Source organism: Eubacterium sp. OM08-24 (genome assembly GCF_003438075.1).
GTDB lineage: Bacteria > Bacillota > Clostridia > Oscillospirales > Acutalibacteraceae > Ruminococcoides.
Genome location: NZ_QSTA01000003.1, coordinates 38,283 through 60,381 on the forward strand (window position 1 = coordinate 38,283; position 22,099 = coordinate 60,381).

Consider the following 22,099-nt stretch of genomic DNA (forward strand, 5'->3'; position numbering starts at 1 on the left):
AATTTCATTTCACAGCCCTATTATACATCTCGAAAAAGAGCTTAACAAATGTGGAAATCTGATTATCTCTCACGATTTGCACATTTTCTTTCGGGCTGTTCCCCGGCTTCTTCTGGCTCTGCGTCAAGCACGGCAGGGTCTTTTTTATCCAGATTTAGCTCAATGTTGAGAGCGTTCAGCCGTTCCGACTTTTCTTTCAGTTCTTCCTCAAAGGTGAAAGGCTTTTGTACCTCGACTTTTGCGGTTTCAAGCTGTTCGATAGTTTCCGTCAGTTTAATCTGTGCGGCTTCCAACCGTGCGGGGAGCTTGGCAAGCTCGTTTTCAATTCGGGTCAGGTTTCCCAGAGGGTCAGAGCCTAATTCCACCTTGTATTTTGCTTGCCCGCAGAGGTTAAGGCAGTAATGAGTACCCACCGTATCATAGAAAATCTCCATTTTGAAGCCACGATAAGAGCCGATTTCGATAGGTGCGGACAAGGGATATTCCTTGCAAATCGCAAGGAGCATTTCACCTGCGGCGGCTTTTTCGGTGTAGCTAATACCACGCAATGTCATCGGACAGAACTTTTCCTCACCCTGCGGTCTGTGCTGTTCGGCAAGAGCTGTGTCGGCTTCGTAGCAGACAATACGCTGTTCATACTCCGCAATGGTCTGAGGGAAGTGTTTGAGTATCCTGTCCTCAAGGTCGTAATGCTCGGATAGATAGCTTTGTTTCAGCACCTTGAGCTTGGAAACCTGAATGTCTAAGTCCATTTTTTCCTTAAAACGCTCGTCGCCTGTAGCAAGCATTTTGACCTCCGCAAAGGACAAAGCAACCTCGTCCACATCTTCGGCAGAACGGACAGGGCTTTTGCTCGTCATTATCTGGGATATGAATTTCTGTTTGCTTTCTACCAACTGATAGAGATAAGCGTCAAAGGTCTGCTCGGTTACATAGCGGTAAACCTCAACCTCTGGGAACATATTTCCCTGTCTTTCAATACGCCCTTGTCGTTGTTCAAGGTCGCTCGGTCGCCACGGACAGTCCAAATTGTGAATGGCTATGAGCCTGTCCTGAACATTCGTGCCTGCGCCCATTTTTGGGGTAGAGCCTAACAATACACGAACTTCGCCGCTTCGTACCTTTGCGAACAGTTCTTTTTTCTGTGCGTCTGAGGTCGCTTCGTGGATAAATCGTATCTGCTCGGCAGGGATACCACGGGCAACCAATTTCTCACGCACATCATCGTAGATGTTAAATGTGCCGTTATTCTTCGGAGTGGAGAGGTCGCAAAACACAAGCTGCGTAGCTTTTGTGTCGGCGTATTCCTCCCAGATACGGTACACATTGTCGATACAGGCGTTGACCTTGCTGTTCGGGTCATCTGGCAGCATCGGGTCAATCATTCTCTGGTCAAGAGCAAGGTTGCGCCCGTCATTCGTGATTTTGAGCATATTATCAACATTCGGCTCTACAAGCCTTGCCCTGACTTTCTCTGCTCGGCTTGCAAGAGCAGCTACCATTTCGGTCTGTATCTCGCTCGGCTTGGTCTTGATATTATGGTAATTTACTTTCGGCACGGGGAGTTTTAACATATCGGCGGTCTGTATATCCGCCACCTCACGGAACATCAACATCAGCTCTGGCAGATTAAAAAACTTGGCAAAGCGTGTCTTAGCTCGGTAGTTTGTACCCTCTGGGGCAAGCTCCAGAGCAGTCACGGTTTCTCCAAAGGTAGACGCCCAACTGTCAAAATGCTGCAAGCCGTTTCGCAGTAAGGTATCATACTGCAAATACCGTTGAACAGAATACAGCTCTACCATTGAATTGCTGATAGGCGTACCCGTTGCGAATATTGTCCCTCGGTTGCCTGTGATTTCGTCCAGATAACGGCATTTCATAAACAGGTCGCTTGATTTTTGAGCTTCGGTCTGGGCAATTCCGCCGACATTCCGCATTTTCGTGTAGAGATACAAGTTCTTGTAAAAATGGCTCTCATCAATAAAGAGCCTGTCAATGCCGAGCTGTTCAAAGTCGATTACCGTGTCCTTGCGCTTGGTATCGTTGAGCTTGTCGAGCTTTGCTTTTATCCCTTTTCGGGTTTTCATAAGCTGCTTGACCGTGAACTGTTCTCCTTTGCTTGCCTGCACATCATCAATACCACGCTCAATATCATCGAGCTGCTGTTCGAGCTGTTCCCGTTGCCGTTCAATGCTCATCGGGATTTTTTCAAACTGACTATGCCCGATAATGACCGCATCATAATCGCCTGTGGCAATGCGGGAACAGAACTTTTTGCGGTTTCCCGTTTCAAAATCCTGCTTTCGTGTCACAAGGATATTGGCGCTCGGATACAGACGCAGATACTCAGAAGCCCATTGACCGACAAGATGATTTGGAACAACGAACATCGCTTTATTGCAAAGTCCGAGCCGCTTGCTTTCCTGTGCGGCGGCTACCATTTCAAAGGTCTTTCCCGCACCCACCTTATGGGCAAGGAGAGTATTGCCGCCATAGAGGATATGAGCGATAGCGTTTACTTGGTGCGGTCTTAGGGTGATTTCTGGGCTGATGCCGCCGAAAGTAATATGACTTCCATCGTACTCACGGGGACGGACGGAATTAAAAGTGTCATTGTAATACCTGACAAGGCGGTTTCTCCGTTCTGGGTCTTTCCATATCCAATCCTGAAACGCCTGTTTGATTGCTTCCTGTTTTGCCTGTGCCGCCGTGGTTTCCTTTGCGTTGAATACGGCTTTTTTGTTTCCGTTCTCGTCATACACATAATCAAAAATACGGGTATCACGGAGATTTAGAGTATCCTCAATAATACGATAGGCGGAAGCCCTCTTTGTACCGTAGGTGCTGTCCGCCTTTACATTTCCGTAATCGGAACTCTTATTCTCAATAAACCAATCGCCGTTAATCGGGGTATATCTTACCCTGATACGGCTTTGTGCATAGCTTGACGGAGTTAAAAGCTCCATTACAAACCTTTGAATATCCTCCTGCGGTATCCAAGTCGTACCCAGACGGACAGAGATTTCAGCCGCCGACAGGTCTTGCGGTATGACCTGCTTTAAGGCTTGTGCGTTGACCGCAAACTCTGGATTTTCTTTTGCTGCGGCTTCGGCGGTTATGAGTTTGGCTCTTACATTGCCAGACAAATACTCATCGGCAGTTACATACTGAGCAGGCTCGGTTGCGGGGATACGGAAGATAACGCCTTGCAAGTCCTTAATGATTTTTTCTTTCGGTTTGCCTGTAAGCTGTTCCATATAGGGCAGGTCAACACGGGCTTTTTCACCGATAGACAAGGCAAGAGCTTCGCTTGCAGTTTCAACGGAAGTGATTTCACGGTGAGGCTTTATCGTCCTTTTCGTGAACATATCCGCTTTTCTTTTGAAATTACCCTCATCGTCAAGCACCTCCAGAGAACACAAAAGGAAGTAACTCTCGTCCGATGCAAAAGCGAGATAGTTTCCTCGGTTGTTGATTAGTCCGTACTGCTTCGTAAAGCTGTCATACAAACGGTTTAGGTTTTCCTGTTCGGTGTGTATCAAATCATCTGGGTAATCCTCGGTCTGATACTCTATGAGCTTTCTCACGCAATCACGGATTTGGATAAGTCCCTTGATACGGTTTTCTGCGGTAACAGACGCCGCCGCAGGGGTCATACGGTCATCTTCTCTGAAATAAACCTTGCCGTCCACCAACGCATACGAGAAGTTTCGCACATTCGGGTCGGCGGGAATAGAAGCGTCCTGCCCGTCAGAGATTTCATCAAGCTCGTTTTCGTACTCTGGGATTTCTCCCTGAATGTTCTGAACAGCGTTATGAAGCAGCTCCGACAAAGGTATATCCTGATAGGCTTTGCAGGCGGAGTCAAAACCAAAGCGTGTGCTTTCCATTTTCATCTCGCCTAAAATCATCTCTGGGTGCTGCACAAAATAGCTGTTCATCGTAATACCGTTCTCATCGGTATCAAGGTGTACCCAATCTGGCTCTGCGTCAATCACTCGGTCACGCTTCTGCAAAAAGAGAATGTCGCTCGTAACCTCTGTGCCTGCGTTTGCTCGGAAAGTGTTATCAGGCAGTCGGATAGCTCCGAGCAGCTCGGCTCTCTGCGCAATATACTTGCGTATTTCGGGGCTTGCCTTATCCATTGTTCCCTTAGAGGTAATGAACGCAATAACACCGCCTGCACGAACTTTATCAAGAGCCTTTGCGAAAAAATAATCGTGAATAAGGAACTTCTGGGCGTTGTAACGGCTGTCGTTGACCTTAAAATCGCCAAACGGCACATTGCCGATAACCACATCAAAGTGGTCGTCTGGGAGCTTTGTTTCTTCAAAACCCTGCACGGCAATATTGGCTTTCTGATAGAGCTGCTTTGCGATTTTTCCCGTAAGAGGGTCGATTTCTACACCGTGGAGCTTTGAGCCTGCCATCGTATCGGGGAGCAGTCCGAAGAAATTGCCCGTTCCGCAGGACGGCTCTAAAATACTGCCCTCGGAAAATCCCAAACGCTCAAGAGCTTCATACATACCTTTGATTACAACAGGCGGCGTATAAAATGCTGTCAGGGTGGACTCCATTGCCGCACGGTATTCTTCTGGGGAAAGACTTGCATACAGCTCTTTGAACTCATCAGCCCACGCCGCATTGTTTTCATCAAATGCCATAGACAGACCGCCCCAACCGACATACTTTGAAAGGATTTCCTGTTCTTCGGGTGTGGCAAGTCGGTTTTCAAGCTCCAACTCGTGCAAGAGATTGATAGCCGCCATATTATTACGGAACTTTTCTTTTGCGCCGCCGACACCCAAAGTATCCTCGGTAATGCGGTAATTGTGCCGTGGCTCTGAAGGAGCAGGGACAGGAGATACAGCCTTTTCGGGTTGTTTTTCTTCCTGTGCCTTACTGAGCAGACTGCGGATATAGCCGATTTTCTCAACACGGTTTATGGGAAAGCCTACGGCATTTGCAAAGGTCATATCCCGCATTGACACATCGCCGCTTATTTCGCTGATACTTTCAATGACATAGCGGCGGTTATCAATAAGGATTTCCTTACCGATGAGGTCAGAGTTATCCTGTATATCGGGCTGTTCCTGCTGGCTTCGTTCCTCATCTTTCTGAGCGAACAGCTTGACGATATTTTCGGCACTATTCAAGGTGTCGGCATATTCCTGTGCTTCTTCCTCGGTTTCAAAGGTCTGGTAAATACCGTCCACATCGTAATATTGCCCGTCCTCTCCGTATGGTACGGTGTTATCCCGTATGATAAACGGGTCGGCAAAGGCATCGGAAGTCAGTTCTACGGTATAATGCGGAGTTTGCTTTTCCTCTGTTATATCTATGGCTGTCGGGCGGTGAGCGTATAAGGTTTGCTCGGCTTCTTCAAAGGTATCAAAGCCGCCTGCCGCAGAAGCAAAGTTGTTGCTGTCCTCATCGTAGCCGTAGTGATTAAAATATTTTCCGTTGGAAGCCTGCACAATGACAATATTTTCGTCATCGGATTTATAATAAGCGACAATCTGCGGCTGCAAATCAGAAGCCTGCTGTTTATCCTCAACAGGGACAAACCAATCGCTTTCCGTTGCCATAATCTCCGCATAGAGCTTTTCGTCCTCTGGGGTGAGCGTTTTATGCTGCTCCAGATATGGTACAAACACATCTCGTCCCCATTGCAGGCTTTCTATTTGTTCACGGTAATAATCCTCGCCCTGTTTCTTCCATTCGGGAATAAACGGGCAATTCGGGGACAGAGAGTATCCGTAAAAGTTTTTGATATGGGAGATAAGGTCGCCCTCGCCGTCGCCAATATCAAACCGTCCTTCATAATGGAAATCTTCGCCGCCGATAGTAGCGGTAATCTCAAAATCGGTCTTATGATACCAACCGACATTATCCTTGCTTTCACGCTCTCGATGCTGCCTTTCGTCCAGAACGCCGAGAAGATAGTTACCCAGAGCAAAGCTCAAATCGGTATATCGGTCATTAAACTGCCTGTCATAAAAGGCGGGGTGTTCCGAAAATCCGATAGAGAACTTTATGCCGTCTGGCTTTTCTTCGGACGGTGTCTGAACACTCTGCTTTTCGGTAACGACTACTTTCAAGTGGTCGTTAGCAGGGTTTTCCTTTAACTTTTCCTCAAAATCAGCTCGGCTGAGTTCCTTTCCGAACAATGGAAAGTCAGGATTACGCAGAGAAACAGCGTTTTCGTCAAACGCCGCAATCTCATATTTGTCTGCCCCGATATATACAACATCGTCCTCGTGATAGACATAGCGGAGAGGATACAGCTCCATAAGTTCCTGTGAAAACCGCCACGCATTGCTGCGGCTGTAAACATCGGCGGTCTTTCCCTGTACCAAAGCAAGAAAATCAATGAGCTGCTGGACAGTAGCGGGGTCGCCTAAATGCTGTTCCATTTGTTCGGCGGTCACATCTGCAAGGTCGGTACGCTCCACATTTTCAAGCAGGTCTTTCTCATAACCGTCTAAATCACGGATAAAATCGGACAGCCGCAAAGCAAGGGTATCTCTCTTATCGGCAGGCGGAAGGTCACGGTTTGCGTCAATGAAACGCTGCCTTGCCATTTTCCTTTGCGTGTCGATTTCGTACTGCGGAGCTTCCTCGCTTTCGAGATAATCGGCGTAATGGTCTTTTTCCTTTTCATTCAGGTAGCGGTCATTCTTTATCAGCTCACGCAGCCGTTTTTCTACCTTTGCCCAAGAAAGAACAAGGTCGGGGTTTGCAGATGAGCCGTACTTTTCAATCGCAATGCCTTTCCCGTCGTGCCAAGTGTGTCCCTGCATACCGTCTGGGAAATAGTGCGTACCGCCGCCTGTGCCGTACTCTTTTTTGAGAAAATCAATATTGCCTTTGCTGTCCTCATTCTTTTGAAACTGACGGTAGATACGGTATTTACCATTCTGAAATCCGCTTCCTCTTTGGAGAACAGAGTTAATATCTTCCTGAGAAATAACAAAAGCAGAGGATTTTTCGTCCTCTGCTTCAGCTAACATTTCAATCTGTTCTTCTACGGTGGGGAGATTAACTGTGACCTGCTGTTCATCAGCGACATTTAGCTGTAAATCAGCTCGTTCAGTATCGTTTCCTCCGCTTGACTGCGGATATTGTTCATCAGCCCGACCCATTGCATCGGTGCTTTTTCCTTCAGTTCCTCCGTCACGCCCTGCTCCTTGCAAAGCTGTTTTGTCAGAAGCTCCAACCTCGTGAGAGCCGTCTGTTCCACCTCGTAAAGATGTTTGTTCAGCTCGCCCGATGTCAGCAGGTTGAGGTAGGTCACTCGTTTGTGCTGCTCCAGATAATCCCTGTGCATCAAAGCGTATCTGCCAAGCTGAATTTCTGGCTCTGTCGGTAATGTTAGGTCGGGAATAAGATAATCCCCTTGTTTGGTGTATGTGATTTCGCTCATTATGATTACTCCTTTCGGCTTGTTCTCTGCCTACATCATAGCGTGTTTGAGATTGCGGCGCAAAGGTGCGATTTTGACTTTTCTCCGCAATTTGCACATCTCGGATAGTCTGAGAGATTTCTCTGAGTGCCATTTCAGAAATATCGCTTGTAGCAATACCGAGAGCGTTGATAGTGGCAGGAGTATTAAAGTTAATGATTTCCGCAAAATCCTCACGCTCAAATACCGCTTCGGTATCAACACCGCAACGGCTCATCAGCATATATGCTACGCTGTTGACCGCAAGCTGTCGGTAAATGACCTCGATATTATATTCGTCAAGACCCTCTAACAAACTATCCTGCGTACAGGATTTGAGCTGCGGCATATAATCCTGCAAATTATCCTCAACTGCGTTTTTTGCCGTTTCCATCAGCACCGAAGCAAGGTCGGTGCTTTCCACATCGCCAAATCTGTCGGAAAGCCGTTCAATAACTGCCTGCTCGTATCGCTCACTCATCTGCCATATCGGAACAGGGCGGCTGCCGTAATAACCCTCGTGCGTATCGGATATATCAAAATAGTATTTCAGCGTGTTCCTACGACCTTTCGGGTCGAACACCGCAATGCCTTTGCTGTCTTTATTTACCCAACGCTTAAACTGCTTGTTCCAAGTTTCAAGCTGTGCTACCGCAACAGCGTCAGGGCGTTGAGCGTAAATCAAGAGCTGTTCATCAAATCGGCATTTATAGTTGCGGCAAGCGGCAGACAAAAAGCTCTGCCACGCCTGCGGATTTTTAGCAACCGCCACGCCTGTGCGCCGATACAGCTCTGTAATTAGCTGATACTTCGCAGCCATTCTTTACACACCTCCTTATCGTTCTAAATCTCGGTTTTTGTGTTTGCGGTCATACTCGCCGCATCGCTCGGCAATCTCAGCATACATTTTGTTACGCATTTCACGCTCAAAGGCTCGATATTCCTTTGCCTTTTCTGTCGGCTTGTACCATACGCTGTCCTTATCTGCTTTGTCCATCTGTTCGTATTTGTCGTCAATTTGGTCGGTATATTTTTTATAGATGGCGTGAGCAGCAGGACTTTCAATCGCATAGCGATAACGGTCAAGGCTTTTATGACTGCCACGGAGCTGTGCGTATTCATACAGCATACAAACGATTTCTCGGTCAAGTCCTGCCTGTCCCTCGGCGGCATAGATTTCCGAAAGGCTTTTACACCGCCAAGAGTGAAAGGGGGCGGTATCATTTGAACTGTGTGAGGACAGATATACACCGTCTTTCTTTACTGTAATACGGTTGATAAGCTCTGTACTCATTCAGCATTACCCCCGAAAAAGGAAATGACCTTATTTGCCTTGATACTCTTTTGCAGCTCATTGATAATACCGATGTCGGCTATGGTGATACCCTGTATCGCAAGAATATCGTCCATTGTCATAGCGGCAATCGACTTTTCATCAGTAAAGCCTGCTTCAAAGACCTTACCAAGCACCTTGATTGCCTTTTGGTTGAGTGCCATTTTCAAAACCTCCTATCGTTCTAAATCTTTATGCTTTGGGGCTTTTGTTACCGTCTGCGGCTCTGTGGGCTTTGGCTCATAGGTCGCTCCGTTTTGTTCCATACGCTCGGCAAACTCGCAGATATGGAAAATGTTATTTCCAATCTCGGTATGATACTCGTCAATAAAACGGCAGGGGCGTTCGGTTTTTTCTCCCCACGATGATGTGATGATGATTTTGCCGCCGTCTGGGATACGAAACAGCTCTTTGTAATTTGGGTCGATAAATCGGATACCCTGTTCAGCTTTTTGGATATGCTTATCAAGCCATTCTTTCACAAAGCAATAGCAGTAAAAATTGTAATCGCCCTTAGTCGGATTGCACCGAAACAGAAAGGCGTGTTTTTCCGTATCCACACGGAAACCGTACTCGGTGCAATAGCTTCCTGCAAATGCGCTTTCGGGATAATGCTTTGCAAACGCACTCATATCATAGCGGTTGTGCAAAAGTCCCTTGTCCTCACGAAGCGAATTGATAACCTCGTCAAGCTCTTTCTTAAACTCGTCCGTTTTCCATTGCGGTCTTGTATCAAACCAAGTAGTGTAAAAGCCATATCCAGAAGATGCAAAATCTCCACGCAAGTGTCCGATATTACTTGTCTGTCCCTCAAGCTGCATACTTTGAGCGTAGGTGTATTTCTGTTCGGCAGGGGTTAAGGCTCGTATCTCCATATCAGCGTTCCTCCCGATTTTTCTGTTTTTTCTCTTTCTGCTGCTCCTTGATTTTTGCAAGAGCTTCCTTTGCCCAATCAGGCATACATTCGGGCTTGATTTCTCCTAACACATCGTACCGTTCCCATCTGGATTTTTCGCCTGTGGCAAGGCAAGTACCAAAGACAGCGTTACCTCTGCCGCCTGTTGCTCCATTGCCGCCGTCCGCCAAAACGAGCTGAAAAGCAGGGTGCTGATATTCATACCGTTTCGGCTCTGCATTGATAACGACAACCTTGCCGACAATACTGCTGCTGCGTTTGTCGGGAATACAATGGTCTTTCGTGAACACGGTATTGTCAAAAGCGAATTTGGATAATTCGGATTTGGTTTGCTCTATCTGGGACTGTACTCGCTGAATGAAAATCCCCATAGCTTCCAGATAATCGTCACAACCAACGCTTTCTGTTGCCCACGGCACACCAAACGGATTATGGTAGTCGCAGTAGCTTACAAGGAAAGGGTATTTATCGCTTTTATCTACACCGAAAACAACCTCTTTGTCGCCAATATAAATGCTGTTCACGACCTCATAATTGCCGAGCATTCGTTTTTCTTCACTCATTCGATTGCTCCTTTCGTTTCTTTTCCTCTTTCTGCTCGTCTAAAATCCTGCGGATACAGACATCGCAGAAAATAACAGACCCGTCCTTATATCGGGGATAAGGACAGGTCGTGCAGTCATATTTTCGTTTATCGCTCACGGTCATCACGGCTTTTCTGTTTTTTATCGGGCTGGTTGTAGGGCATACAGCACTCTCTTTGGTAGCGTTCATTCAGCTTTTCCCTCGCTTCCGATAACTGATTGCAGTAATATCCCCAAAAATAATCCGAGCCGTCCTTGCAGTACCAACACACATACGGGTTGGGGGCTTTGGCGTTATGACCGATGACAAGCTCGTTGTTCCCGATAGTACAGCTTTCGATGATTTCATAACCGCCGTTTATGCGTTTTTCTTCCATTTCACACCTCATTCCTTAGCGTATTTGCGGTATGCCTTTTCGCCTTCGGCACGGAGCCGCCTTACACGGGCGTTCCCCGCAAGCTCTGGATATTTTGCTTGCAGCTTACGGCGTGTTCTTCCCACGCTCTCAAAGCTCGGCAGACCGAGATATTTATACTGTTCCATTACTTCCGCAAAGGGCATTGCACCTGCACCTTTCAAGTAGGTGTTGCACACAATCAGATAGAGGGTCATATCATCGTTTCTTGCGTCCTCGTTCTTTTGCAGAATAGCCTTTACCTTAGCTTCAATGGTTTTCAGATTTTTCATAGATTGCCTCCATATATGGAAAGAGGGCGGCTTATCAACATAAGCCGCCCTCTTTCCTGTCATATCGGGTTATTTCTTCTTTCTGTTTCGGATATTAAGCCATATTGCCGCACCGACGATAAACACTACAAGCACAATGGCGATAATGGTTTTAGCGTCCATAAATCAGTCCTCCTTTTTCTTTTTCTTGAAGCCGACAAAGCCGAGAACGCCTGCACCGATAACGGAAGCAGCCGCAAGGCTTACCCACAAGCCCAGATTAAAGTCATCGCCTGTTTTTGGCGTATCCCTGAACTCGTTGTGCATTTCAACAATCGTAGTAGAGTCTGTTTTGACGGTTGCCTGTTTGTCGGCAGGAAGGATATATCCTGCGGAAGCCGAGTCGCTGACTTCGGACACGGTGTATTCACCGATACGCAAGCCCTCAATAAAGATTTCTCCATTCTTGTCTGTCTTAAAATTCTGGTCGTAGCCGTCAGCACTTGTCACACGGAAAGAGAAGCCCTCAACTTTACCGTCAGAGGAAGTCTTTACGATTTTGAGAGAGCCTTTCTGTGCGTCATTGATAAAGCCAACGCCTGCTTTGTTTTCTACGGTATAGGTCTTGCCGTTTTCCTCGATGGAAACTCCGTACACGCCATCATCAAGCACAAAGCCGTCTGGAGCTGTTTTTTCACGGACGAAATACTTGCCGTAGCGCAGCTCGGTCATTTGATAAACGCCGCCCTCAAGCTCAGTCATTTCGCCGCACAGCTTATCGTCTTTATCAAATTCGCCGTTGCCGTTTGTATCGGCATACACCTCAAAGACCGCACCTGTGAGCTTATTGTCGGGATAATCTGCGTCAACCTTAGTCAGTTCAATATTCCCCTTGATAAAGTAGTTCACAAGCTCGATTTCCACGACCTCATCAACTTTGCCGACAGTTACGGCGATTTCTTCCTCGGAGAGTACAAAACCTGTGGGACTTTCAATTTCACGAATTACCCAAGTGCCATACGGTACTTTTTCAAAAGAAAAACTACCATCATCGGCTGATGTGGTAGTCTGGATAGCATTTTCTTTCGTAAACTCCTCTGTACCTGTCTTAAAGATACCGATGACCGCACCGCCCAGAGCCTTTCCGTCCTCATCGGATTTCAGACCGCTTACCGAGCCGTAAATGATTTCATTCTCAATGGCTTCGCCGTCATTTGCGGAAAGATGAACAACCGCCGTGTCCTGACCTGCGTACTCAAAATGGACAGGGTATTTCTGCTCATTCAGCACATAAGCGGAATTGGTTGACAGCTCTTTTACATAGTAGCTGCCGAACGGAAGGTCACTATTGACCGTGCCTTTGCCGTTTTCGTCCAGAGAAATAATCTCAATCAGACCATCGGCGGGGATAACCGTACCGTCTGCGGCGGTAAGGTCTGTTTCTGCATACAATCCAAAGGTTACATCAAAGATTTCGCCATTATTGCCAACACCATAGGCTTCGTCTGTTTCAAGGCTCTTTACAAGGTCAATTTCCACACGCTGCCTTTCATTGTAAAAGCTCGTTTCGGTTTCGGTAACAGCAATATTCTGACCTGCATACACAAGCTCGACAGCGTGAATTTCGTCATTCAGCACCATTCCGTAAGGAGCTGTGATTTCCTTGACCTCATATTTGCCCAGATACAGCTCTTTGGATTTTGCAGTTCCGTCCGTGCCTGTGGTAATAGTGTCAACAACCTCTCCCTTAGAAGCTCTCAGCGTTCCGTCCAGAGTATAAATATCCTCGGCGGCGGTAATCTCATAAACCGCACCTTCAAGCCCCTGTACTGCAAATACGGGCTGATACATTCCATTATTCTCAGAAACGGAAGTGAACACCTCACCAGACTTAGAAACGGTAATTGTGCCTTTCTGCGCCATATTGGAGCGAACTACCTCAATGACCGTAATGCCGCTTTCTTCGGCAGAGCCGTCCTGCGTTACATCAAAATAGACAGGCTCGGAGTTCAGAACATAGCCATACGGAGCCTGCACTTCCACGATTGAGTATCCTGTGCCGTATTCCAAAGTCTGCGGCGTAATGAGATAACCGTCTGCTGTGGTATAAAAGGTGTCAATGGTCGTCACTTCGGGATAAGTGAAAGTCATTGTCACAAGCTCACCGTTGGGGTCGTAAATCTGGAAGCCTGCGCCTGCATACGGAATGGTAGCACCTGTTTCCGCATCTTTCTTTACGATTTTGATATAGCTTTCAAAATTAGCGTTATTGATAAGATAGCGGTAGGTCTGACCGTCCTTGCTGATAAATACCTCAAAAGGCTTCATCAGCTCTCGACCTTCCCACCCAGAGGTCTGCTCCACGACATAAACACCGTAAGGCATATCCTTTGTTTGAGCAAAGCCGTTTTCATCACAGGTGAGTATATCTCGCTCGGTTTCCTTTGCGGCGTCATAGCTGCCTGCGGCTTTCAAATAGACCTCAAAGGTTGCTCCCGTTTCGGGTGTTTCAATCTGGGTTTCTCCGTCATCGGTGTGCTTGATAATGGCGATATTGCCCTTGATAATCTGCTCAGTCACATCGTTTGCGGTACTGTTGCGCTCTACGGTATAAAGCTCTGGCTCTGCGCCGATATGATGAATTGTAGTATCGAGCAGATAACCCTCAGACGGGCTGATTTCTCGGATAGTCCAATCATCATCACAGATATAATAGTCTGTTGTAAACTGCCCGTTCTCGTCCGTAGTGTAGGTGTCAATCAGTTCTTCGCCTTTATAAATGCCGTAAACTGCACCTGCAAGAGAAGCGTCGCCCTGTGCCGTGCCTGTTTCCGCATCGGATTTCGTCACGGTCACATTGAACTTTTTGAGAATGTTCGTAAAGCTGCGGCTTGTAACCTTTTCCCATTCAATAGGAGCTGTCTGGCTTTCGGGAACAACATAGCGAATAGCCGTATCTACTTCCTCTACGGTGTAAGGTGTTTCGCCGCTGATTAGGACATTTTCAAATCTTGCCACACCGTTTTCATCGGTAACAGCATACTCATCAACGGGCAAGCCGCTAAGAGATGTGCCATAAAGGTGGAACTTCACACCCTCCACAAGATTGTCCTCAGAGTTTTTGATAATCTCCAGACTGCCACGCTTCAAGGTGTTGTTAAAGGTTACGGTAGCAGTATGACCGCTTACAATCGTTACCCTTTGAACGCTCTGCGGCTCGTATCGGTCAATGGACTGCTCTGTGACGGTGTAAACCCCCGGCATTAGCTGAACATCTACCGTACCGTCTGCGCCTGTGATAACGGTTTTATTTACACCGTTTCCAGAAATATTGAAGCTAATGCCAGACACAACACCGTCCTCAGAGGTCTTTTTAATCTGCCCTGTGCCGTAGGTTTCTGTGTCGATTTTAAGATAGAAATATACGGGGTCGGAAGCTCCAGAAACCATTGTCTGTTTACCAACACAGCCCCAGATAAGCATTTCTCCGCAATCGAGATTGACATTTTTCTGTGCCGATACTGTTACGGGAGAAGTAATCATCTTATCGCTCGTAAAAGTATATTTGTTGCCGCTTCTTGTTACGGAAATACCGCTTGCGGAAAACTTAATATCGGACAATGTGTTGTTGGTATCCTCAAGCGTCAGGCTGTATTTCTTTGTATCGGGATTGTATTTGAGAGTGTAGGTGTCCGCATTGCTCTGGCTTCTTGCTGCAAAGCTCGGAATGGTATAGTGTTTTGACATCTGCGACAAAATCCAGTTGTAGCATTTCTCGGCGGGTCTGCCTTTCAGGGAATAGTAGTAAGTGTCCCCGTCAATCCCGTTTGCACTCTGGCGGTTTGAGGGGCTTGTGCGGAGCTGCTGCTGATATTCCCAGATAATTGTCTGGGTCGCAAAAGCATAATCATCTACATTTGTGCCTGCAACGGGAGAGGATTTACCCTCGTGCCAGCCGTACATCAAAGCCATCATAATACCGAACTGAGCGTCAGTCGGCAGGTTTTGAAAATACGAGCTGTTCTTTCCGCTTTTGGACACATAGGAATTGCCCGTGTTGAAATCAACGCCAGACTCCACGCAGTAAACCTGATGTGTTCCGCTATTATCTGTCATCAGATATTTTCGCTTGGCATTACCTGCGTTAATGCTTTGCACGGTAATGTTGCCTTTACTGTCATAAACGATAAAGGAATAGGTCGCTTTGCTTCGGTAATACTCGCCGTCAGAGCCGACATAGTAATCGCCAAAGGAAGATGTGCAGCTTTTACCTTCCTCGCTCGTCCACGCAAAGGCGGACATCGGCAGAGCTGTTATCATCATCAGCAAGCAGAGAGCCGCCGACAGGATACGCCTGCCTTTCTTTGTAAACTTAGTTTTCATAGGCTGTTAAACCGTCCTTTCTTGATTTTGGGCATAAAAAAATCCCTCTGTCTTTGAACAGAGGGAAAAGCCTGATAGCTGCTCACGCAAAGAGGAAATAAATCGAGTAGCTGCCGTTTCCTCTTGCTTCGCAATAAATATTAAAAGTTGTGATTTCATCAATTCCGTATGCGCCGAGATTTTCGACAGTATGGAATGTGATATAGCGTTCAAGGCTCTGCTTTAATGCTTCGCCCTGATTGTTCTGTGATGCCGTTACAGGTTTCCACCAAGTAGAATTACTCGGAGTGAGTGAGCTGTCTAAGGCAAGCCCCATATCCAGACCAATGCCGATACAATCTTCCTTGACCGTTTCAATGTCAAATTCATAATCATAGGCGGTTTTAGGCTTTGTATCTTCGGGAACTGTCTGCGGTGGTATCTCCGCAGGCGGCTCTGTTTTCTCTGGCTTTTCGACAGGAGCAGAGCTGCTTTCCGTTACCGCAGGTTTTGTTTCAGATACTTGATTTTTTCCTTGCGATACAGGCTCGTTCTGTTTTGAAGTTTCGCTTTCAACAGGCTCATACTCTGTAACTTTGGCATTGCTTTCAAGCTCAGTATCCGTTTTGGCACTTTCACTTTCTTTACTTTCCGAGAAAAAACTGCTTTCTGTGCTTTCTGTTTCGGCGGCGGCTTCTGTTTCCGCTACAAACTCATAATTATCACTTTCTTCGGGAGCTGTTGAAACATCAGCACAGCCGCTTAATGTCAATATCAGCACAAATAGCATTGCAATCATCTTTTTTCGCATAGCATAGACCTCCTTTGCGGCTTCATTATACGAAAAACCTCAGAAGCTCTCAAAGGTAGAAAATCTTTCAAACAAAGAGTTTTGCATATATTCCTTTTTCGGATAGTCTTGGTAGTAAAAAAGGGGGTGAGGTGTGGAGAGGGGGAAGCCGAAAAAGCGGCTATCCACGAAAACGGGCAGACCTCGCCCTCGGTGTGCGGCTATCGTTCCTGAGCTTTGTTTCGCTGCAAGTGTCGGTTGTAAAACTCCAACGCTTTTACAACAAAATCCGCTTCCTGTCCTTTGGGAACAGATTTAGGAATGAGTTTGGTTATCCTCTCGTCACGGAAAGCAGGCTTTTCCCTTTGATTGGGTTTTTCTTCCTCCATAATGCTCTGGATAACCTCGCCTGTCAGCTTACCCTCCTGCATAAACTTCTTCATTTTGATAGCCTGTGCAAGCGACGGGGTAGCGTCGTTGTAGCTCATAGCTTCAAGCAAGGTGTATTGCTGTTCTTCGGTCAGATAAGAGATTTCAACGGCAGGACGAAAAGCAATCTGCCTTTCATCTACCATTTGCAGGATTTCGGGAACAAGCTCGGTCAGACGGATAAAACGGCGGATTTGGTCTTGACTTTCTCCGACAAGTTCTCCTAATTTTTCACGAGAAGTCTTTTTTTCGGACTTCTGTGCCATTGGCACAGAAGTTAAATCATTCCTTTGTCCTTGCCTGTTCATCGCTTCAAGCCGCATTTTATAGGCAAAGGCTTTCTCACTCGGTAAAATCGTTGACCTCTGTAAATTGCTTTCTACCATTACAATAATGGCTTCATCACGGGTCAGCTCTTTAACCTCACATTTCAGCGTTTCAAGCCCCGCAAGCTCGCAAGCCTTTTTTCTTCTGTGTCCGCTTACAAGCTCATACCGTCCGTCCTCTTTAAGCCGAACGGTAGCAGGGGTCATTACGCCGTTTCGCTTAATGCTCTCGACAAGCTGCTGCATATCCTCGTCCATTAAAACCTTGAACGGGTGGTCTGGAAACTCGTCAATCTGCGATAAGGGAATATCTCTGATTTTACTCAGCTTTGCTTCTGCACGGCTTTCATCTGTCTGAAAAAGGTCATCGTAAGCGGTCAGTTCGATTTTGGTTTCTCTGCTTCTCGCCAATCTCTGCCACCTCCTTTCCGAACTGCTCATAAGCTGCGGCAACCTTACCGCTTTTGTCGTAAGCAAAAATGCTCTTGCCCTCTGCGGTAGCTTCCACCGCACGGATAGAATGCGGTATCTCAGTATCAAACACCTTGATTTTTTGACCGTAGGCACTTTTTACCGTTGCCGTGATTTCCTTAGAAATGTTGGTACGGGGCATTACCATAGTCATTAAAATACCGTCTATCCGCAGCTTGGGATTGATTTGTCGTTTTACCATTGACACAGAGCGAAGCAACAGCTCCAAACCTTTCGCTGAAAGGTAGTGCGGCTGTGTTGGGATAATCACGCTGTCTGCCGCCGCCAGAGCATTTATCGTTATCATACCGAGAGAGGGCATACAGTCGATAAGCACATAATCGTAATTCTTCTTAACCTCATTTACATAGGTTTTCAGAACACGCTCACGGCTCATAGCATTGATAAGCCTTACTTCAAAGCCTGATAACTCAATGTTGGACGGAAGCAGGTCAACGCCCTCGCTATGGTGTATGATACCTTGCGAAACATCAAGAGATTTATCGTCTATGATGTTCTGCATTACGGTGGAGAGCGTTATGGGTATATCGTCAGGTCTGTTGTAGCCGAGTGCCATTGTGAGATTTGCCTGTGCATCAGCATCAATGAGCAGAACTTTCTTTCCTTGCTGTACCAGACCTACGCCCAGATTGACCGCCGTGGTCGTTTTACCGACACCGCCTTTCTGATTGGTCAGAGCAATCACTTTGCAATTTGACATTTGTGCGTCCTCCTTTCGCATAAATTTAGCCGCTTTGTCAAGGCGGCTATGTAAAAGAGTGAGAGAACGCAAAAAAGCCGCTTACTCTTAGGTGAATAAGAATAAGCGGCTATGTGTGATATGCCTTAGATATGTTCAATTTTCATTTTCTTAACAGGAGCATTGACAACCTTGAAAATCAGCTCGTCAACGCAGTCCGTGTATCTACCTTCCTGTATCAGTCTGTTTTTCAGCTCTACAAGGCTATGTATTACCAACTGTCGCTCGTGGCTATCCAGATATGCGTGGTAGGTTTTATCTTTCATAACGAATACCTCCGTTTCATTTTTCATTATAGATATGTTTAAGAAATTACGCCATTGTGCCATCGCTGCCTGTACGCAATTTTCGTATTTGCTCATTAAACCTCTGGTGCTTGACAGACTTCACGGCAATTCCTATGAAATATCTGCTTACAAGGAAATCCAATAGATACTCTTTAGGGATTTGATAACGCTGTTTGATATAAAAGCATTTCAGCTCTTTTTTACCGCACCAGCGACTAACCGAATTTTTATTGTAGCCCGTAAACTGAGCTACCTGCTCAACCGACATAACATCTGGGTTGTTTTTTAGCAGTCGTTCATAATACTGCCGCATACGGATTAAATCCTCTTGTGTGAACACCTCATCAAAGGACGGAGCTTTTTTATCTCCGCCTTTTCCTTTGTAAAAGCCGTCTGGAGCTTTGAATAGCTCTGGGTAATCATCTCTGTCTTTCAAATACTGAATAACATCAACCGTCTTGATTTTGAAGCGGCGTGTTTTTTTGCCGCTATCTATGTTCGGCACAAGACCGCTTTCCAATAAAAACAAGCAGGTCTTTTTGCTGATATGACAGATACGGTACATTTGGTCTTTGGTTATGTATTCGGGGTATTGCTGCAAAATCTCGTTGCAATATTTTTCTGTAATCATCACTTACACCTCTTTGCGCTTTTTGGTCAACAGCAGAAGAAAGGTGTAAAAGTTCTCTCCAATAGTATTTTGAGAGTGCCTGAAAAGTAGGTGGGAAAAGGGGTTTTGTTCTCTCCTGAGTTCTCTCCGTTCTCTCCAAGTTCTCTCTTTTTTGCTTTTTTTGAGCCATTTTTGAAACCCATTCGAACTCACGGTTTTTTGCCGCTTTTCGCCGCTTTTGGCTCGGATTTTACCTGTAAATAAAGTAGTTTTTCTTGCATTATTTTCTGCTCCTTTCTAACACTTTCCATATCACATAACACATTCGAAATCGAATGACCTTTTTAGTTGCCGTATTCCTCAAAACCATTGATTTTACGGGCTTTTTCGGTTATTATGTTTGATAGCAGTACGGTTAGTTCTCTCCGATAGTTCTCTCGCATTTCGAACTGTCGGAAGCAGCCAAAACGGAGATGGTAACCACTTTTTGCGGACAAGAGCATTTACTCTTAAAATGGGGCATTTTTTCTCAAAATCCGCTAAAGTGTGTTGGGAGTAAAACACTCAGCGACAGTGACTACGCCGCATTAACACGAGAAGCTATGCTCTACAGCCTTGACAAAGACTGCGATGATTACGAAATTCATAAAAAGTCTGACGATACAGACATTTACAGCTCACTCGACTATGAGGACATCGACTTCGGGGAAATACTGTCATTTGACTAACAAATTCCGCACCGAAAAAGTATTGAAAATAGCTTGAAACAATATTTTTGCATTGCAAATAAAATAATTGCAATCGTTATTTTCCGAGCTGAAATCTATGTGCATTTTGCAAAGTTTTTGTCGCAAAAAGTCTTTGTATTTTTAGAATTGTATGATTTACTTTTTTACTCTGTTGTGCTATAATTCATACGAATTTAAAGTTATTATAGCTTATTTTTATTTTTTACAATAATTTTTAATAAAGGTGGTTGAACATTTGTGGCAGAGTCAAAATCAATAAGAAATCTTACGCAGGGAAAAATATTCAGTCAGATTTTGCTTTTTGCTATTCCTGTAATAATCGGAAACCTTTTGCAGGAATTATACAATGTAGTTGATACTCTCATAGTAGGTCAAACTCTTGGAGAAATAAAATTAGCGGCGGTCGGCTCTACAAGCTCGTTAAACTTTTTTGCACTTGGATTTTTTATAGGACTGTCGGCAGGCTGTTCGGTAATAACCTCTCAGCACTTTGGCGCAGGAAATATAGAACGGGTAAAGAAAAGTGTTGCCGCACACATACTCATCGGTGTAGTGTCCTCGGTTGTACTCACCGCTGCGTTTGTATTTTTGGTAAATCCGTTTCTTACAATGCTCGGCACAACAAAAGAAACCTTTGACTACGCAAGCCAATACCTCACTATAATTTACCTTGGCATACCTGCAACAATGCTCTACAATCTTACCGCATCACTTCTCCGCTCGGTGGGCGACAGCAAAACTCCGCTGTATCTGCTGTTATTTTCTTCTGTACTCAATGTAGGACTTGACCTGCTGTTTATAGTAGTATTCAAGTGGGATGTATCGGGTGCGGCAATAGCAACGGTTATTTCTCAGCTTATTTCCGCCGTACTCTGCTGCATTTATATATACTTCAAGGTTAAAATGCTTTTGCCTACAAAAGATAGCTTTAAAGATATAAAAAGAATGATTACAGACGAGCTTAGGGTAGGCTGTCCTATGGGGCTTCAAAATTCCGTTATCTCAATAGGAATGATGGTTTTGCAGTATTTTGTAAATCAGTTCGGCTCTTATGCGGTTGCGGCTTACACCATTGGCAACAGAGTACAGCTGCTTATTCAAAATCCTATGAACTCTATGAGTACGGTAATTGCCACCTTTGCAGGGCAAAATGAGGGCGCAGGCAAGTATGACAGAATCAAAAAAGGCGTTAATAACTGCCTTATGCTTTGCATTGCCTACTCAATAATTGTGGGCGCAATTTCAATGCTTTTTGCCACACAAATTACAGGAATATTCACAAGCGGCAGCTCTCAGCAAACAATAGATTACTCCGTACAATTCATATTCTGGAACTGTCCGTTTGAGTGGTCGCTCGGTATGCTGTTCATTTATCGTGGCACAATACAGGGACTTAAAAACGGCATTATTCCAATGATTGGCTCTCTGATTGAGGTTGCCATGAGAATATGCACACCTGTTCTTTTCAGCTCAATAATCGGCTATGCGTCAATATGCGTTGCAGGCCCTGCCGCATGGACTGCAAGTATGCTGCTTATGCTTGTTGTGTATTATGTAAAAATGAAAGGCTTTGCGAAGGAAAAATCACTTGCATAAAATTAGGGAACTTTTCAAATGAGAAGTTCCCTTTGATTTTTATTGACAGAAATTTTTGATTGCTATAAAATTATTAATGGTGATAAAATGAAAATTTAAACTGAAAGGCTGTATCTTCGGGAGCTTACGCACGAAGATTTTGACGCTTTATATAAAGTGCTGGCGGATTCCGACATTATGCAGCACTACCCCTACACTTTTGATGAAAGCAGGGTACAAAATTGGATAAACAGGAGCATTGAGCGCTACCATATTTTCGGATTTGGATTGTGGGCGGTTTGCCTTAAAAACACAGGTGAAATGATTGGCGACTGCGGAATTACAATGCAAATGATTAATAATCAAATAAAGCCTGAAATCGGGTATCATTTAAGAAAGGATATGCAGCATAAGGGTTTTGCAAAAGGGGCAAGCATTGCGGTAAGAGATTGGACATTTATTAACACTCCTTTCAATACCGTGTATTCCTATATGAAAAAAGATAACATTGCCTCCGCCGCTGTCGCTGTGTCATACGGTTGTAAAAAACTTGATGAATTTATTGACAGTGAAAATGAAACAACTGTTGTGTACGGAATCACAAGGAGAGAGTGGGAGAAAATTCAAAATATAATTTTATACAAAAATTAACTTGATGTATATTGAAAAACATTTTATATGCTGATATAATAAAATTGTAAATTGTTGACTAAGCCTTGGCTTTTTCATAAATATTTTTATAAGGAGATTAGTGTTTGACAAAGACTAATACAACGGTAATAGTAGCATAATCGGG

The 22,099-nt window shown here is 45.3% G+C and carries 17 protein-coding genes; 3 read left to right on the forward strand and 14 right to left on the reverse strand.

What is annotated here, in order from left to right; genetic code table 11:
• Window positions 1–62 precede the first annotated feature (62 nt).
• The 14 genes from DXC23_RS06855 to DXC23_RS06915 all read right to left on the reverse strand — a co-directional run bounded on the left by DXC23_RS06855 (window position 63) and on the right by DXC23_RS06915 (window position 19,000).
• Window positions 63–7,145, reverse strand: coding sequence for an LPD25 domain-containing protein (locus DXC23_RS06855; RefSeq protein WP_316521824.1), 7,083 nt, complete (start codon window positions 7,143–7,145; stop codon window positions 63–65).
• On the reverse strand, window positions 7,073–7,426 hold the full coding sequence (locus tag DXC23_RS12660) for a TnpV protein (RefSeq protein ID WP_087375893.1): 354 nt from the start codon (window positions 7,424–7,426) through the stop codon (window positions 7,073–7,075). Before DXC23_RS12660 ends, DXC23_RS06855 begins: the two co-directional genes overlap by 73 nt.
• Before the next feature lie 853 nt (window positions 7,427–8,279).
• On the reverse strand, window positions 8,280–8,738 hold the full coding sequence (locus DXC23_RS06860; protein WP_117705405.1) for a hypothetical protein: 459 nt from the start codon (window positions 8,736–8,738) through the stop codon (window positions 8,280–8,282).
• Window positions 8,735–8,941, reverse strand: a complete 207-nt coding sequence (locus DXC23_RS06865; protein WP_032521093.1) for a hypothetical protein — start codon at window positions 8,939–8,941, stop codon at window positions 8,735–8,737. Before DXC23_RS06865 ends, DXC23_RS06860 begins: the two co-directional genes overlap by 4 nt.
• A gap of 12 nt (window positions 8,942–8,953) precedes the next feature.
• Entirely contained in the window at window positions 8,954–9,652 is a 699-nt protein-coding gene (locus tag DXC23_RS06870; protein WP_117705406.1) for a hypothetical protein, read from the reverse strand.
• A gap of 1 nt (window position 9,653) precedes the next feature.
• Window positions 9,654–10,256 carry a hypothetical protein gene (locus DXC23_RS06875; protein WP_117705407.1) on the reverse strand — a complete coding sequence of 201 codons (603 nt, stop codon included), beginning with the start codon at window positions 10,254–10,256 and terminating at the stop codon, window positions 9,654–9,656.
• Between the two features lie 128 nt (window positions 10,257–10,384).
• Window positions 10,385–10,654: a hypothetical protein gene (locus DXC23_RS06880; RefSeq protein WP_079275717.1), complete on the reverse strand. Its 270-nt coding sequence runs from the start codon at window positions 10,652–10,654 to the stop codon at window positions 10,385–10,387.
• Between the two features lie 8 nt (window positions 10,655–10,662).
• On the reverse strand, window positions 10,663–10,965 hold the full coding sequence (locus tag DXC23_RS06885; protein ID WP_032521095.1) for a hypothetical protein: 303 nt from the start codon (window positions 10,963–10,965) through the stop codon (window positions 10,663–10,665).
• 165 nt (window positions 10,966–11,130) lie between these two features.
• Window positions 11,131–15,327 (reverse strand): SpaA isopeptide-forming pilin-related protein, encoded by a 4,197-nt coding sequence (locus DXC23_RS06890; protein WP_117705408.1) that lies wholly within the window; start codon window positions 15,325–15,327, stop codon window positions 11,131–11,133.
• Between the two features lie 82 nt (window positions 15,328–15,409).
• Complete coding sequence (locus tag DXC23_RS06895) at window positions 15,410–16,117, reverse strand: hypothetical protein (RefSeq protein ID WP_117705409.1); 708 nt, start codon at window positions 16,115–16,117, stop codon at window positions 15,410–15,412.
• A 200-nt stretch (window positions 16,118–16,317) separates the two neighbouring features.
• Entirely contained in the window at window positions 16,318–17,262 is a 945-nt protein-coding gene (locus DXC23_RS06900) for a ParB/RepB/Spo0J family partition protein (protein WP_117705410.1), read from the reverse strand.
• Window positions 17,216–18,043: an AAA family ATPase gene (locus DXC23_RS06905; RefSeq protein WP_347474785.1), complete on the reverse strand. Its 828-nt coding sequence runs from the start codon at window positions 18,041–18,043 to the stop codon at window positions 17,216–17,218. Before DXC23_RS06905 ends, DXC23_RS06900 begins: the two co-directional genes overlap by 47 nt.
• 125 nt (window positions 18,044–18,168) lie before the next feature.
• Entirely contained in the window at window positions 18,169–18,348 is a 180-nt protein-coding gene (locus DXC23_RS06910) for a hypothetical protein (RefSeq protein WP_087375883.1), read from the reverse strand.
• A gap of 46 nt (window positions 18,349–18,394) precedes the next feature.
• The gene (locus tag DXC23_RS06915) at window positions 18,395–19,000 is read right to left on the reverse strand and encodes a helix-turn-helix domain-containing protein (protein ID WP_087375882.1); all 606 of its coding nucleotides are present in this window, start codon (window positions 18,998–19,000) and stop codon (window positions 18,395–18,397) included.
• Between the two features lie 452 nt (window positions 19,001–19,452).
• Here DXC23_RS06915 and DXC23_RS06920 point away from each other — a divergent pair, with 452 nt between their 5' ends.
• The 3 genes from DXC23_RS06920 to DXC23_RS06930 all read left to right on the forward strand — a co-directional run bounded on the left by DXC23_RS06920 (window position 19,453) and on the right by DXC23_RS06930 (window position 21,954).
• Window positions 19,453–19,707, forward strand: coding sequence for a hypothetical protein (locus DXC23_RS06920; protein ID WP_117705412.1), 255 nt, complete (start codon window positions 19,453–19,455; stop codon window positions 19,705–19,707).
• Between the two features lie 258 nt (window positions 19,708–19,965).
• A complete protein-coding gene (locus DXC23_RS06925) occupies window positions 19,966–21,324 on the forward strand; it encodes an MATE family efflux transporter (protein WP_117705413.1) in 1,359 nt (452 codons plus the stop codon).
• A gap of 108 nt (window positions 21,325–21,432) precedes the next feature.
• Window positions 21,433–21,954: a GNAT family N-acetyltransferase gene (locus DXC23_RS06930; RefSeq protein WP_242997448.1), complete on the forward strand. Its 522-nt coding sequence runs from the start codon at window positions 21,433–21,435 to the stop codon at window positions 21,952–21,954.
• Window positions 21,955–22,099 lie beyond the last annotated feature (145 nt).

Bases quoted from the DNA above. Each gene is read 5' to 3' on its own strand.
- DXC23_RS06890 (WP_117705408.1), bottom strand. From the start codon at position 15,327: ATGAAAACTAAGTTTACAAAGAAAGGCAGGCGTATCCTGTCGGCGGCT.
- DXC23_RS06920 (WP_117705412.1), top strand. From the start codon at position 19,453: ATGGTAACCACTTTTTGCGGACAAGAGCATTTACTCTTAAAATGGGGC.
- DXC23_RS06875 (WP_117705407.1), bottom strand. From the start codon at position 10,256: ATGAGTGAAGAAAAACGAATGCTCGGCAATTATGAGGTCGTGAACAGC.
- DXC23_RS06880 (WP_079275717.1), bottom strand. From the start codon at position 10,654: ATGGAAGAAAAACGCATAAACGGCGGTTATGAAATCATCGAAAGCTGT.
- DXC23_RS06910 (WP_087375883.1), bottom strand. From the start codon at position 18,348: ATGAAAGATAAAACCTACCACGCATATCTGGATAGCCACGAGCGACAG.
- DXC23_RS06915 (WP_087375882.1), bottom strand. From the start codon at position 19,000: ATGATTACAGAAAAATATTGCAACGAGATTTTGCAGCAATACCCCGAA.
- DXC23_RS06870 (WP_117705406.1), bottom strand. From the start codon at position 9,652: ATGGAGATACGAGCCTTAACCCCTGCCGAACAGAAATACACCTACGCT.
- DXC23_RS06895 (WP_117705409.1), bottom strand. From the start codon at position 16,117: ATGCGAAAAAAGATGATTGCAATGCTATTTGTGCTGATATTGACATTA.
- DXC23_RS06885 (WP_032521095.1), bottom strand. From the start codon at position 10,965: ATGAAAAATCTGAAAACCATTGAAGCTAAGGTAAAGGCTATTCTGCAA.
- DXC23_RS06905 (WP_347474785.1), bottom strand. From the start codon at position 18,043: ATGTCAAATTGCAAAGTGATTGCTCTGACCAATCAGAAAGGCGGTGTC.
- DXC23_RS06865 (WP_032521093.1), bottom strand. From the start codon at position 8,941: ATGGCACTCAACCAAAAGGCAATCAAGGTGCTTGGTAAGGTCTTTGAA.
- DXC23_RS12660 (WP_087375893.1), bottom strand. From the start codon at position 7,426: ATGAGCGAAATCACATACACCAAACAAGGGGATTATCTTATTCCCGAC.
- DXC23_RS06855 (WP_316521824.1), bottom strand. From the start codon at position 7,145: ATGGGTCGGGCTGATGAACAATATCCGCAGTCAAGCGGAGGAAACGAT.
- DXC23_RS06860 (WP_117705405.1), bottom strand. From the start codon at position 8,738: ATGAGTACAGAGCTTATCAACCGTATTACAGTAAAGAAAGACGGTGTA.